Source organism: Phyllobacterium sp. MT110 (genome assembly GCF_058792715.1).
The window spans coordinates 349,917-364,124 of record NZ_JBXAFE010000005.1; the positions used below are offsets into that span (position 1 = coordinate 349,917).

General features: G+C 59.9%; 12 protein-coding genes. 5 read left to right on the plus strand and 7 right to left on the minus strand.

What is annotated here, in order from left to right; translation table 11 throughout:
• The first annotated feature begins 73 nt into the window (after positions 1-73).
• The 4 genes from AC1Q5O_RS21470 (at position 74) to AC1Q5O_RS21485 (ending at position 4,160) form a co-directional block, all read left to right on the plus strand.
• Complete coding sequence (locus tag AC1Q5O_RS21470; protein ID WP_492565752.1) at positions 74-1,072, plus strand: glutathione S-transferase family protein; 999 nt, start codon at positions 74-76, stop codon at positions 1,070-1,072.
• Between the two features lie 240 nt (positions 1,073-1,312).
• Positions 1,313-1,864, plus strand: a complete 552-nt coding sequence (locus AC1Q5O_RS21475; RefSeq protein ID WP_492565753.1) for a MaoC family dehydratase — start codon at positions 1,313-1,315, stop codon at positions 1,862-1,864.
• Positions 1,864-3,027 (plus strand): CaiB/BaiF CoA transferase family protein, encoded by a 1,164-nt coding sequence (locus tag AC1Q5O_RS21480; protein WP_492565755.1) that lies wholly within the window; start codon positions 1,864-1,866, stop codon positions 3,025-3,027. The genes AC1Q5O_RS21475 and AC1Q5O_RS21480 overlap by 1 nt, the downstream gene beginning before the upstream one ends.
• A 20-nt stretch (positions 3,028-3,047) precedes the next feature.
• Positions 3,048-4,160, plus strand: a complete 1,113-nt coding sequence (locus AC1Q5O_RS21485) for an extracellular solute-binding protein (protein WP_492565845.1) — start codon at positions 3,048-3,050, stop codon at positions 4,158-4,160.
• Positions 4,161-4,162: 2 nt separating this feature from the next.
• On the opposite strand, the gene AC1Q5O_RS21490 is transcribed toward AC1Q5O_RS21485, so the two are convergent.
• From AC1Q5O_RS21490 to AC1Q5O_RS21500, 3 genes are all read right to left on the minus strand, one after another.
• Positions 4,163-4,354 carry a hypothetical protein gene (locus AC1Q5O_RS21490; protein WP_346306109.1) on the minus strand — a complete coding sequence of 64 codons (192 nt, stop codon included), beginning with the start codon at positions 4,352-4,354 and terminating at the stop codon, positions 4,163-4,165.
• Positions 4,355-4,445: 91 nt separating this feature from the next.
• Positions 4,446-4,712, minus strand: coding sequence for a hypothetical protein (locus tag AC1Q5O_RS21495; protein ID WP_223611975.1), 267 nt, complete (start codon positions 4,710-4,712; stop codon positions 4,446-4,448).
• A gap of 209 nt (positions 4,713-4,921) precedes the next feature.
• Positions 4,922-5,848: a transglutaminase-like domain-containing protein gene (locus tag AC1Q5O_RS21500; protein ID WP_492565757.1), complete on the minus strand. Its 927-nt coding sequence runs from the start codon at positions 5,846-5,848 to the stop codon at positions 4,922-4,924.
• Between the two features lie 278 nt (positions 5,849-6,126).
• On the opposite strand from AC1Q5O_RS21500, the gene AC1Q5O_RS21505 reads away from it, so the two are divergent.
• Positions 6,127-6,309 carry a hypothetical protein gene (locus tag AC1Q5O_RS21505; protein ID WP_492565759.1) on the plus strand — a complete coding sequence of 61 codons (183 nt, stop codon included), beginning with the start codon at positions 6,127-6,129 and terminating at the stop codon, positions 6,307-6,309.
• Positions 6,310-6,330: 21 nt separating this feature from the next.
• Here AC1Q5O_RS21505 and AC1Q5O_RS21510 read toward each other — a convergent pair whose 3' ends face one another.
• From AC1Q5O_RS21510 to AC1Q5O_RS21525, 4 genes are all read right to left on the minus strand, one after another.
• Positions 6,331-6,480, minus strand: coding sequence for a hypothetical protein (locus AC1Q5O_RS21510; RefSeq protein WP_492565760.1), 150 nt, complete (start codon positions 6,478-6,480; stop codon positions 6,331-6,333).
• A gap of 97 nt (positions 6,481-6,577) precedes the next feature.
• The gene (locus AC1Q5O_RS21515; protein WP_492565762.1) at positions 6,578-9,721 is read right to left on the minus strand and encodes an efflux RND transporter permease subunit; all 3,144 of its coding nucleotides are present in this window, start codon (positions 9,719-9,721) and stop codon (positions 6,578-6,580) included.
• Complete coding sequence (locus AC1Q5O_RS21520; RefSeq protein WP_492565764.1) at positions 9,718-12,828, minus strand: efflux RND transporter permease subunit; 3,111 nt, start codon at positions 12,826-12,828, stop codon at positions 9,718-9,720. Before AC1Q5O_RS21520 ends, AC1Q5O_RS21515 begins: the two co-directional genes overlap by 4 nt.
• Positions 12,825-14,180, minus strand: a complete 1,356-nt coding sequence (locus tag AC1Q5O_RS21525; protein WP_492565765.1) for an efflux RND transporter periplasmic adaptor subunit — start codon at positions 14,178-14,180, stop codon at positions 12,825-12,827. The genes AC1Q5O_RS21520 and AC1Q5O_RS21525 overlap by 4 nt, the downstream gene beginning before the upstream one ends.
• Positions 14,181-14,208 lie beyond the last annotated feature (28 nt).

Here is a 14,208-nt window from a genome sequence, read left to right on the forward strand (position 1 = left end):
AGGCATGGGTGGTATGAATGCCACCCATGAAATGCGATCCTGACGCGCAGTCGAATAGTCAGGAAATCAGCACATGCCAGCCTTGGTGAATGGACAATGGATCAAGGGCGACGTCGCCGCCAGCGAAATGAAAGATGGAGCCTTCCACCGCGAGCCGACCCGGTTTCGCAACTGGATCACGGCAGATGGCGTGCTCGACAAGGAGGGAACACCAACCTTCAAGGCTGAGGCCGGGCGCTATCAGCTCTTCGTTTCATATCTGTGTCCCTGGGCTTCGCGGACGCTGATCTTCCGTCATCTCAAGGGGCTGGAAAACATCATCAGCGTTGCGGTTGCCGAGCCCGCGCTCGGTGAAAACGGCTGGACATTCACCAATCTCGTCGATGCCGGGCAAAAAGCGCCGCCGATCCATTATCTGCACCAGCTCTACACCGCCAGCCTTGCGACCTATACCGGCAAGGTTTCGGTGCCGGTGCTGTGGGACCGCCGCGAGGGGCAGATCGTCAACAACGAGTCTGCCGATATTATCCGCATTCTGAACAGCGCTTTTGACGGACTGACCGACGATAAAAGGGATTTCTATCCTGAAAGCCTGCGGCCGGAGATCGAGCGGTGGAACGGTCTCGTCTATGACAACATCAACAACGGCGTCTACCGCGCCGGCTTTGCAAAATCACAGGCAAGCTATGACGAAGCCGTGCGTGATGTCTTTGCGGCGCTTGATCGCGTGGAAGCGCATCTGGCCGATCATCGCTATCTGGCGGGGCAGTACCTGACCGAGGCCGACTGGCGGCTGTTTGTTACGCTCGTCCGGTTTGATGCTGCCTATAATGGCGTCTTCAAATGCAACATACGGCGGCTCGAGGATTATCATCATCTCTCGCATTATCTGCGAGAGCTCTATCAGTTTGAAAACGTGCGCGAGACGGTGAAAATCGATCATATCAAGGCCGGGTACTATTCCATCGCCTCTGTGAATCCGACGGGCATTGTGCCTGCCGGTCCATTGATTGATTTCGACCGGCCGCATGATCGCGAGCGCCTGATGGGCAAGGGTATTGTCATGCGCTAGCGCGTCGAAGGACAGGATTCAGAACAAAGAAGCCCGATGGCCGGATGAAAATGTCCGGCCATCGGGCTTTTTGCATTGCAGCACAATTTTCCCTGTTTTTTGGCTTGTCAGAAATACCCATATGTGAAAATAATATTTACAAAAGAAGATGGAGGAGGCGAGGACAATGAAACATCCGTTCGATTTCGGGTGTCTGAAACAGCGCGGAACTGTGCGCGCCGACCGCGGCGGGGTGCGGGTGTGACCGGGTTTTCACCGACTGCCGGCGTCTCCTCGACGCATCCGAAGAACATGCCTGCCGATCATGCGGCTTTGCCGGTCTGGAATGCTGAAAACTGGTTTTACGAGGATTGGCCTGTCGGGCAGAAAATCCGTTCGCTGCGGCGGACGATTTCGGAAAGTGACAGCCACCTCTTCAACACGCTGGTCACCGATATCCATCCCTATGTGCAGGACCAGATGTTTGCGGAAAGCGAAGGCATTTTCGGCAGGCGGCTCGTCGCCGGTGCCTTTGTCTTTTCCGCCGGGCTTGGCCTTGTTGCGACCAACTGCGTCAACGCCTTTTCCTATGGTTATGACAAGTTGCGTTTCATCAAACCGGTGTTCCTGAACGATACGATTTATACGATCAGGACCAATCTCGATAAGCGTCCGCGCTACAAGGATTTGGGGCTGATCCGCGCCAGCTATGAAGTGTTCAAGAACGAAGGCGAACTCGTCCTCTACTGCGAGCATCTGCAAACGGTGAAATACCAGAATCCCGCCGATTTTATTGGAAAGACTGAGAAGTGATGACCACGGACAATGCTGATCTGCCGCTTGCCGGCCTGCTCGTCGTTGATATGAGCCAATTCCTGTCGGGTCCCTATGCCTCGCTGCGCCTGATGGATCTCGGCGCGCGGGTCATCAAGATCGAGCGCCCCGACGGCGGCGATCTCTCACGCCGGCTTTATCTGAGCGATACCGAAATCGGTGGCGACTCGACGATTTTTCACGCGATCAACCGTGCCAAGGAAAGTCTTGCGATCGACCTGAAAAGTGAGAGCGACCTTGCTTGCCTGCGAAAATTGCTCGGCAAGGCCGATGTCCTCATCCAGAATTTCCGCCCCGGCGTCATCAAGCGACTGGGACTGGATTACGACGCGGTGAAAGCCATCAATCCGCGGCTGGTCTATGCCAGCATCAGCGGCTACGGCGAGGAGGGCCCTTGGGTCGGCCGTCCCGGGCAGGACCTGCTGGCGCAATCGCGCTCCGGCCTGATGTGGCTGAATGGCGATGAAAGCCAGGGACCCGTGCCGTTCGGGCTTGCGGTCGCCGACATGCTGGCGGGTGCCGCTACGGTTCAGGGGGTTCTGGCCGCCTTGGTGCGGCGCGGGATCAGCGGAACCGGCAGCCATATCGAAACAAGCCTGCTGGAATCGCTGATCGACTTCCAGTTCGAAGTGCTGACCACCCATTTGAATGACGGCCGCCGGCTGCCCAAGCGCTCCGATTTTCGCAGTGCGCACGCCTACCTCTCCGCCCCATACGGCGTTTACCCGACCAAGGACAATTATCTGGCCCTTGCCATGACGCCGTTGCCCAAGCTCGCTGATCTTCTTGGCCTGGATGAACTGGCACCCTATCGCGATACGCCCGCCAGCTGGTTTACCGCCCGGGATGAGATCAAACGCATCATCGCCCAAAAACTCGCCACGCAGGAGACCGAGCATTGGCTTTCGATCCTCGAACCCGCTGATATCTGGTGCGCGAAAGTGCTGAACTGGGAAGAACTGATGGCAAGCGAAGGCTTCAAGGTTCTCGATATGCTGCAAAGGGTGGAACGGGCGGACAATGTTTCCATTCTCACGACGCGGTCGCCTATCCGGGTCAACGGCAAGCGGGCAAAATCCGACCGCGCCGCGCCGCGCATCGGCGAACACAGCGAGGCGATCCGCAAGGAGTTCGGTCTGTGAGCGATATCACGTTGAAAGGCATGACGTGGAGCCATCCGCGCGGCTACGACCCCATGGTTGCCTGCTCCAGGCTTTGGCAGGAGAAGACAGGCGTCACAGTGGAATGGGCCAAGCGCTCGCTGCAGGACTTTGAGTCCTTTCCAGTCGAGGAACTGGCCCGAACCTATGATCTGATCGTCATCGATCATCCGCATGTCGGGCAGATTACGGCAGAGAACTGCCTCGCCCCGCTGGATGTTGCCGGTCGGGAGGCGGAGCGCCGCGCGCTGCTCAAGGGCAGCGTCGGGCAATCCTATCCGAGCTACCACTGGCAGGGACATCAATGGGCATTTCCGATCGATACGGCAGCGCAGGTCTGTGCCTGGCGCCCAGATCTTCTGGAGCAGTCACCCGGCAGCTGGGACGAAATGCTGGTTCTCGCCCGCGCAGGCAGGGTTCTTCTTCCGCTCCGGCCGCCCCATTCACTCATGACCTTTTACACCCTGAGCGGAAACATGGGGACGCCCTGCGCCACGACAACCGGAGAGCTGATCGAACGGCAGCATGGGGTTCGTGTGCTGGAAATGATGCGCGAGATCAGTGCCCTCGTTGATCCCGCATGTTTCGAGATGGATCCGATTGCCGTGCTTGAACGGATGGCCGAGGCCGGATCGGCGGTCACCTGTGCACCGCTGATCTATGGTTACGTCAACTACGCCATTCCGGGATTTCGGCCGCATCTTGTGGCCTTTGCCGACATTCCAACCGCGGGCAACAGCGGGCCAATGGGTTCTGCCCTTGGCGGAACCGGGATTGCCGTTTCTGCCTTTTCCGAACACCGGCAAGCGGCTGTCGATTTTGCCTACTGGATTGCCAGCGGCGATGTCCAGCGTGGTCCTTATGCGCGTACGGGCGGCCAGCCGGGGCATGCTGACGCGTGGGAAGACGAGGCGGTGAATACGGCGACGTCGGATCTCTACACCGCGACGCGCAGGACATTGGAAGCAGCGTGGGTGCGCCCGCGCCACAATGGTTACATGGCCTTTCAGCAATCCGCGTCGGATCGCCTTAACGCGGGTTTGCGCGGGCACAGTGGGGCGGAGACCATTGTTGATGATCTCAACGATCAATTCCGCCGGAGCTTCGATAGGTAATGTCAGCCCGTCTTGCCGGCGCGCATTTGTCCGGAGCGGCCATACTCGCTCGGGCAAATACCGATGCCGCGCTGGCATTCGGGCGGGTTTTTCCCCGTAATCTCGGTTTGCCGCGGCGTCCATGTCGCATAGGTTGAGCCACAGGCAGACAAAGCCAGGCCACAGAGGAGTGTCGCGACAGTGATGAATTTCATTCTAAGACCTCAACCCAAACAATGAAGGTCACATCTGCCGCAAATGGAGCTGAATGTCAAAGCAGCAAGCGTGTGTGCCGGGTGGATTGCGTCAGGCGTATCGCTTTTCGGGCCGGGTGTCCGTTCCGCTGACGTCCGGATGGGCATTGACGGCCGTGATCACCGCAAGAGCGGCGAGTGAGTTTACGCTGCGATTGCCGCGGTTAAAGGCGGTCATCACGGTCTCTGCGATAATCCTCGCTTCGTCATCGGTGCTTGACTGCACGAGAAGGGTGGCAGCGGCCCTGTTGTAGGCCGCCAGCATAAGATCCCAATCATCCTGCGAATAGGCTGGCTCTGGAGGATTTGTGAAAGGCATGGGGAATAGTCCTTTCCTGAATCGAATGAAATCCCGCTTGGGAAAAAGCTAGCCCTTCAAATGCGGCATGACAATTCGAAACGATTTGTTGCGGCTGCGGAAGAGCTTACCGCAGTGCAAACAGACGAGCGGCATATCGGAATATGGCAGATGGCATCACGGGTATTGAGCCGGCTTCGACGGCCTGCGGGACGCCGGCCCGGAGCCCGCTACATCGTGTTTTCAGCGTCTGTTCTGGCTTGGATATGCCGTGAAAGCCGGGCCCATCTCTGGCTGAACCAGGGCGTGACAAGTGAAACCTTTTCAAAGTGTTGGCTGGAGAAGGACGGCTTGGTCTCCTCGAACGTCCAGACCTTGAAGTTCGTCAGCTGGTGCGGCCCGAATGTATAGATAAGAGGGATATCAGCGGCGTCCCGTCCACGGGCAACAACAATGCGGCCAATGCGGCGCTTGTTATGGCGCGCGTCGAATGTGTGCCACTTGCCGCCGAGATAAACTTCGAACCAGGCGTTGAAATCCATGGGGGCGGGATCGGCGGGAACGCCGATATCGCCCATGTATCCGTTGACGTAACGGGCCGGAATGTTCATGCAGCGGCAGAAGGCCACGGCCAGATGCGCAAAGTCGCGGCATACGCCGACCCGCTCTTCATGCGCTTGCGCGGCGGTCCGCGTGGCCCGGGCAAAACCATAGCTGAACGTCAGGCGCTGATTGACGTAATCACAGATCGCCTGAACACGTGTCCAGCCCGGCTCCACCTGACCGAAGAGGTTCCATGCCAGACTGCTGAGCTCGTCCGTTTCGCAGTAGCGGCTTGCCGACAGAAAGGCCAGACACTCGGTCGGCAATTTGTCGACAGTCAGCTCCCGGGCATCGCCGTCAACTGGGTCGGGTAAGCCATCATCCCGCAGCACCGCGTCGTATTTCAACGATAGATTTCCGGCAGGTGCCAGAAGGCGCAGGCAATTATTCCCGAAGAGATCGCGAAAATTCTCCAGCTTCACACCGGGTGTTGCGACGGGGCCGCGTTCACAAACAATGTCGGAAAGCCGGTCCGACTCCAGATTCAAATAGGTCGTCATAGGTGTTGGTTCGTTGCATTGAATAGCAATTTCATATCCGACACGGATCAACATGGCGCATCCTTTTGGGGTTTTGAGGAAAACGCGACAATGACGGTTTGGGTTCCTGTCCGGCGAAATAAAATATCGCGCGAAGACATCCCTGCAGGGTCCTTCAGCTTTTGTTGACCATAGGCCGGTAAAATCTGAAACGAATGCGCGTGAAGCCCGTTATGCCCAGAGAGCGCCATCGCGGAAAACCGGTGGATACCCGCAGGGCAGGCCGCTTCGAGGATTGGGTGCGCATTGGAAGGTGAATGCCGATCTTGCTCCAGAAATGGTTGGGAAGGGCTATGGCAGTAAAACAGGGAACATCGCATCGACGGGTCGCCGCTGTCGTCCGCGCGCAGATTACGCGGCAGGAGTTCCGCAATGCGGTACAATCCTCCCAGCCGTCTCAGGCCGACCGGGAACTCCCTTCCCAGCTCGTCAAGCTGCTCAAACGCCTGGAGAAGGCCGAGAAACCCAAACGATAGCATTCCCGTGAAAGGCCCGGGTCAGTTTCGGCTGGCATCCTGCATGACCCTGCCCTGAGAGGCGAGGTGCGGGTAACGGCCATATTTTGCCGTGTGGTGGACAAAGCTGCCAAACGACAAGGCAAACGCCAGGAAGATGAAAAAGACGATGCCAAGACGCTGTGCAAGCATGACGGATACCCCCTGTGTAACTGGCGCAACAATATGCGGGGCAACCTGAACAGACGTGGAATCCGTCGTTCATCCAGCGTTTCGATTTGTTAAAAGTCTATGAAATTTTCGGTTGTGCCGGGGGTATTCCGGCCTTGCCTGCGGTGTCGGGCGCGGCTGCGCCAGCGGGTTTTCTGACCGACCAGCGGTGATGCAGCCGTGCCAGCATCAGGTAGATGACGGGCGTCGTGTAGAGGGTCAGAACCTGCGAGACGATAAGGCCGCCGACGATGGTGATGCCGAGCGGGCGGCGCAGCTCCGTGCCCGGACCAGTGGCGATGATCAGCGGTATGGCGCCCATGATGGCGGCGAGTGTTGTCATGAGGATCGGCCGGAAGCGCTTGAGGCACGCCTGATAAATGGCCTCTTCGGCCGAAAGGCCGGAAACCCGTTCGCCGTGCAGGGCGAAATCCACCATCATGATGCCGTTCTTCTTGACGATGCCGATCAGAAGGATGATGCCGATGAAGGCGATCAGTGTCAGGTCCGTGCCTGTCACCACCAGCGCCAGCAGGGCGCCAAGCCCGGCAGACGGCAAGGTGGATATGATGGTCAGCGGATGGGCGAGACTTTCATAGAGAATGCCTAGCACGATGTAGACCGTCAGCAGGGCTGCGAGGATAAGCAGGGGCTGGCTGCCCGTGGATTGGGTGAGGGATGCCGCATCGCCGGCAAATTCCGCATGCAGCGAATCTGGAAGATGCATTTCCAGCACAGCCGCCTGCACCGCATTGTTTGCCTCCTCCAGCGATGTTCCCAGAGCCAGATTGTAGGAAATGGTGACGGACGGAAACTGGCCCTGATGGTTGACGACGAGAGGTGCCAGCGTGCGCTCGATCCTGGCCACGCTGCTGAGTGGCACCTGAATTCCACCGGTTCCGGTGACATGCAGATTGGCGATCTGCGCGGGGTCGCGTGCATAGTCATTGTTCGCTTCGATCACCACGCGGTACTGGTTGCGTGCGGAATAGATGGTGGAAATCTGCCGTTGCGAAAAGGCATTGTTGAGCGCGCTGTCTATATCGCCGATTGCTACCCCCATCCGGGCTGCGGCAACGCGGTCAATGGTGACATTGGCCTGCAAGCCGTTCGGCTGGCGGTCCGTCGCAACGTCAGTCAACCCCGGTTCCTGCTTCAGGCGGTCGAGTATCTTTGGCGCCCAGGTGACCAGTTCGTTGTAGTTGGCATCCCACAGGGTGAACTGATATTGCGACTGGGTGGAGCGGCCGCCGGCACGGATGTCGCCCGGTGAAAAAAGGAAGGTCGAAAGGCCTGCCACGGATGCAAGCGATTTGCGCATGCGGTCGATGACGACAGCGGTCGGGTCGCGTTCTTTCTCCGGTTTCAGCGAAATCAGCAACTGTCCGCGATTGACGCCGGAGGAAAAACCGCCGCCGCCCACCGAGGAGCCAACGCCCGCAACCGCCGGGTCCTGGCCCGCGATCTCTGCCGCCTGCCGTTGCAACAGCACCATGGCCGGATAGGAGATGTCGGTGGAAGCCTGCGTGCCACCCATGATGAAGCCCGTATCGTCCTGCGGGAAAAAGCCCTTGGGGACCTTGACGTAGAGAAAGACCGTGATGGCCACGCAGGCAAAAATCACAAGAACAGCCAGGACCCGGTGATAGAGAACGCTCTTCAGGGTGCGGCCATAGAAACCGATAACCGCATCCAGCGTGCCTTCGACGAGACGGCCGAAAATACCCGGGCGTGCGTCGGTGTCATGGGCCTTCAGTCTGTGCCCGCAGATCATGGGCGTGACGGTCAGCGATACCACGGTGGAAACCGCAATGGTGAATGCAAGCGTCAGCGAGAACGTCTGGAAGAAACGGCCGACAATGCCACCCATGAAGAAGAGGGGAATGAAGGCGGCCAGCAACGACAAGCTGATCGAGACAACGGTGAAACCGATCTGCCGCGCGCCTTCGAGCGCCGCGCGCATCGGCTTCATGCCCGCTTCCAGATTGGCATAGATGTTTTCGATCATCACAATGGCATCGTCGACAACGAACCCGACGGACACGGCCAGCGCCATCAGGGAAAGATTGTCGATGGACAGGCCCCAGGCCCACATGGCGGCAAAAGTGCCGGCCAGCGACAAGGGCACCGTGACACCTGCCGCAATGGTCGGTGTCGCGCGCCGCAGGAAAACCATGACGACCGCCATCACCAGGCAAATGGTTGCCAGAAGGGTCCACTGCATATCGTTGACGCTGGCATGGATGGTCGTGGTGCGGTCCGAGAGGACGGCAATGTCGATGCCCGGAGGGATCAGCCGTTTCAGATCGGGCAGCAATGTCTTTACCGCATCAACGGTGGTGATGACATTGGCATTGGCCTGCTTCGTGATGTTGAGAAGCACGGAGGGCTTGCCGTTATACCAGGCATCCGAACGGCTGTTTCTCACGCCCTGGTCGACAGTGGCGATATCGGAAAGGCGCACGGCAGTTCCGTCGCCGCTGCGGATAATGACGCGGCCGTAATCCTCCGGCGTTTTCAGCTGGGCATTGGTGCCGATTGAGAAGGCAAAATCGGCGCCGTCGATGGAGCCGACCGGCTCGGCCACGTTGGCGTTGGTGATCGCCGTGCGCACATTGTCGAGTGACATGCCCATGGCGGCTAGCCGGTCGGGATCGAGGCGGATGCGCACAGCGGGCTGATCAGCGCCGCTGGCCGTCACTTCGCCGACGCCGTCGACTTGCGAAATGCGCTGAACGATAACTGTGTCTGCCGCATCATAGATGGCGCTGGCGGAGATCGTATCCGACGTCAGCGCCAGGATGAGGACAGGCGCGGCTGCCGGGTTGACCTTGCGGAAACTGGGTAGTGTCGGCAGATCGGACGGCAAGTCGGTTGCCGCCGCATTGAGCGCGGCCTGCACATCCTGTGCCGCACCATCGACATCGCGCGACAAATCGAACTGCACTGTGATGTTGGTTGATCCGAGCGAACTGACCGAGGTCAGTTCGGTAACGCCGGCAATGGAGCCCAGGCGGCGTTCCAGCGGAGCGGCGACGCTGGCGGCCATTGTGGCCGGATCGGCACCGGGACGGCTGGCCGACACGCGGATTGTGGGCAGATCGACAGAGGGCAGGCTGGCGACCGGCAGAAAGCCATAGGCGACAATCCCGAGGATCAGCAGCCCCAGTGCCAGAAGCGTGGTTCCAACAGGTCTGCGGATGAACGGGTCCGATATGTTCATAGGGCGCCGTCCGTTTCAGGGGCGGGCGTGCCGGTCGGCCGTCCGACGATACGGCTGCGCAGCCGTTCGAAACCGAGATAGATGACGGGCGTCGTGTACAAGGTCAGAAGCTGGCTGAGGACGAGACCGCCAATGATGCTGATGCCGAGCGGGATACGCAGTTCCGATCCTGTCCCTTGGGCAAGCGCCAGCGGCAGCGCGCCGAAGAGCGCCGCGAGCGTGGTCATCATGATCGGGCGGAAGCGCAGGATCGACGCTTTGACAATCGCTGCGCGCGGATCCAGCCCTTCGGTTCGTTCCGCCTCGAGGGCAAAATCGATCATCATGATCGCGTTCTTCTTGACGATACCCATCAGCAGCACGATGCCGATGAGCGCGATGATGGACAGGTCCTGGCCGAACAGCATCAGTGCAACCAATGCGCCGACACCCGCCGAGGGCAGTGTCGACAGGATGGTGATCGGATGGATCGCGCTTTCGTAAAGCACGCCAAGCACGATGTAGATCGTGACGATGGCCGCGAGGATCAGCCATGGCTCACCCGCCAGAGAGCTGGCAAACTCTGCGGCATCGCCGGAATATTGCCCGCGGATGGAGTCGGGCAGGGCGATTGCTTTTTGCGCCGCTTGGATCGCGGTGACGGCATGGCTGAGCGATGCCCCTGGAGCAAGGTCGAAACTGACCGTAACGGCAGGAAACTGCTCGTCATGGCCGATGACGAGGGGAGCCGTCGTGAACGAGGCAGTGGCAAACGCGCTCAGTTGCACCTGCGTACCGTTGGCGCCGCTGACATAAAGTTTGTCCAGCGATTTCGGGTCTGCCTGATATTGCGGCGAGGCCTCGAGGATGATGCGGTATTGGTTGGCCTGTCCGTAAATGGTGCCGATCTGGCGTTGCCCGAAGGCATCATTGAGGGTGTCGCTGACCGCCTGCATCGACACGCCAAGCCGGGATGCGGTTTCCCGGTCGACATTGACGAAGATGCGCCCGCCGCCCATTTCGACTTCCGAAGCGACATTGATAAGAGATGGATCGCGCTGCAGTTCCGTTGCAAGCCGCTGCGCCCAGTTGACGACGGTCGCCGTATCCGTGCCGGTCAACGTATATTGATAGGGCGCACGGCTGGTCCGGGTGCTGATGCGGATATCCTGCACGCTTTGGAACGTGACCTGCACACCGGGAATACCGGTGGTCTCGCCGCGCAGGCGATCGATGATCTGTGAGGCGGAATCCGACCGCTGGTCCTGCGGTTTCAGCACAAGGCTGAGCGTGCCCGTGTTGGGCGTGAGATTGGTCGTGCTGGTTCCGACGACGGAAACAATACCGGCGACGTCGGGATCGTGCTGCAGCCTGTCGGTGACGATAGCCTGGGTCCGCTTGATCGCCTCGAACGAGGTTGTCGGCTCGGTTTCGATGATCGCCGTTATCAGCCCCGTATCCTGCGAGGGCAGGAAGCCTTTGGGAATAATGACATAAAGCGCAATGGTTGCCGCCAGTGTGATGGCTGTCAGCAGCAGCATGAGCTTGCTGCGGTCCAGCGCCCAGAGCAGACTGCTGCGGTAACCCGCTATGATCCGGTCCATCCCGCGATCGATGCCATGCAGAATGCCGCGGCGTTCGCCTTCGCCCTTGCCGTGCAGGATGCGGGCGCACATCATCGGTGTCAGCGTCAATGAAACCACGGCCGACACGACAACCGCTATCGTCAGCGTCAAAGCAAATTCGCGGAACATGCGCCCGACAATGCCCGTCATGAAGAGGAGGGGTATAAACACGGCGATCAGCGAAACGGTCAGCGATATGATGGTGAAGCCGATCTCGCCCGCGCCCTTGAGCGCTGCATCCAGCGGTCCTTCGCCATCTTCTATGTGGCGCACGATATTCTCGATCATCACGATGGCATCGTCGACCACGAAACCGGTGCCGATGGTGAGAGCCATCAAGGAGAGATTATCAAGGCTGAACCCGGCAAACCACATCACGCCGAATGTCGCCACAAGCGACAGCGGCAGGGCAACGCCCGCAATGATGGTGGCCCGGACAGTCCGCAGGAAGATGAAGACAACGAGAATAACGAGCGCGACACTGATGGCGAGGGTCAGCTGCACGTCATGGATCGATGCGCGGATGGTATTGGTCCGGTCGTTCACCACATCCAGCGTGACACCCGCCGGCAAGGCCTGTTTGAGCCGCGGAATCTGTTGCAGCACGCGAGAGACCGTATCGATGACATTGGCACCCGGCTGCCGCATGACGTCGATGACGACCGCCGGCTGCCCCTGGTACCAGGCGCCGACGCGGGCATTCTCCAGCCCTTCAACAACCGTCGCCACGTCCTTGAGCAGGACGGGGGAACCATTCTTGTACGTCACGATGATCGCGTTGTAGTTCTGCGGATCGACAATCTGGTCATTGGCCGAAATGGTATAGGACTGATGGGTGCCATCAAGCGCGCCCTTGGCACCGGCGACGCTGGCATTGGTGATCGCCGTGCGGATGTCTTCGAGCGATATGCCATAGGAGGCAAGCCGCGGCAGGTCCGCCTGTATCCGCACCGCCGGCCGCACGCCGCCCTGGATATTGACATTGCCGACGCCCGTGACTTCGCTCAGGCGCTGCGCCATCATCGTGTCGGCAAAATCGCTGAGATTACGGATCGAATAACTCGTCGAGCGCAAGGCAAGGGTGATGATCGGCGTATCGGCGGGATTCACCTTCGCATAGGTCGGCGGGTAGGGCAGGGTTCGCGGCAGCATGGAACCGGCGGCGTTGATCGCAGCCTGCACATCCTGCGCTGCCCCGTCGATATCCCGGTCGAGATCGAACTGGAGAGTCACCTGGCTGATGCCGAAAGCGCTCGATGAAACCATCGACGAAAGGGAAGGAATTTGCCCCAGCTGCCGTTCGAGCGGTGCGGTAACGAGCGAAGCCATGGTGTCGGGATTGGCGCCCGGCAGCTGCGTCGTCACCTGGATCGTCGGAAAGTCCACCTGCGGCAAGGGGGCAACCGGCAGCGCGAGATAGCCAAGGATGCCGCCGAGCAGGACGGCAATCCCCAGCAGCGAGGTTGCGATCGGACGGTGGATGAAGGGGGTGGAAACACTCATTTCGCGGTTCCGTTGTCAGCCTCTTCGCCGTTTGCGCCAGCATTCTTCTGGTTGCGCCGTTTGTGTTGCCGTTCGCCGCTCTTGGGTGCGCCCGCCGGTTGTTTGTCATCCGCCGCCGGGGTGCTGTCCGGTGCAGGCGCAGCCCCCTGATCCCCGGCGCTGGTCACCTGCACCTTGGCGCCATCCTGCAGGCGGGCAAAGCCGGTGGTGACAATGCGGTCGCCGACTGCGACGCCATCGGTAATGACTGCCTGCACATCGTCTTGCTGTCCCACGGTGACCGGGCGCATGGCAACCGTATCGCCCTGCTGGAGCAGATAGACAAAGGTTCCCGATGGCCCGCGCTGCACCGCTGCGGTGGGGACGACAATCGCGCCGCTCAACGTCTGGACAAGCAGGCGCGCATTGACGAATGCGCCGGGCCAGAGAACGAGTTTGTCATTGGGGAAATTGGCCTTCAGCTTCACCGTTCCCGTTGTCGGATCGACCTGATTGTCAATGACGGCAAGCGTGCCGTTGTCGATGACGGTTTTGCCGTCTCCGGAAATGGCTTGCACAGCCAGTGTGCTGGCCAAACTTGCCCGGTTGATCTTGCTCAATTGCTGTTGGGGGATGGCGAATTGCACCGATATCGGCTTGATCTGCGAGAGTGTCACGATGCCCGTCGCATCGGAGGTGCTGACGATATTGCCGATATCGACATTGCGGATGCCGGTGCGCCCGTCAATGGGCGCGCGGATGACCGTGTAGTTGAGCGTTGCCTGGGCGCTTTCGATGGCGGCCTCGTCGGATTTGATCTGCGCTTCGTATTGCGCCACCAGCGCGCGCTGCGTGTCTGCCTGCTGCTGGGTGCCGGCATTGGTCTGGGCAAGCTTGGTATACCGTTCGAGGTCAAGCTTGGAATTGGCAAGCAGTGCCTGATCCTGTGCCTTCTTTGCCGTCGCCTGGTCGAGCTGTGCCTTGTAGATCGCATCGTCGATGCGGGCGAGCACGTCACCCGCCTTCACATCCTGCCCCTCCTGGAATTCGATGGCCGCCAGCTTGCCGCTGACCTGCGAGCGCACCACCACGGAATTGAGAGGCCGCACCGATCCGACGCCATCGATATAGACCGGGACGTCGGCGGATTTGGCATCAGTCACCAGGACAGGCGTGGGGCCGAGGCTCTGTCCGCCACCGCGCCGTGACCCGCCCCGGCGTCCGGTGTCACTCTGGCCGCCGGACGGGGCGGCGGCATTCTGCGCCGCAACGCCCAGACCATTTGTCCACCAGCGATCCCGCGTCACATAAGCGCCTGCACCCAGCGCCGCAATGACCAGGATCGATACCAGGACACGCGATTTCGATACCATTCATTCACCTGTTCTTGTCATCCCTCGA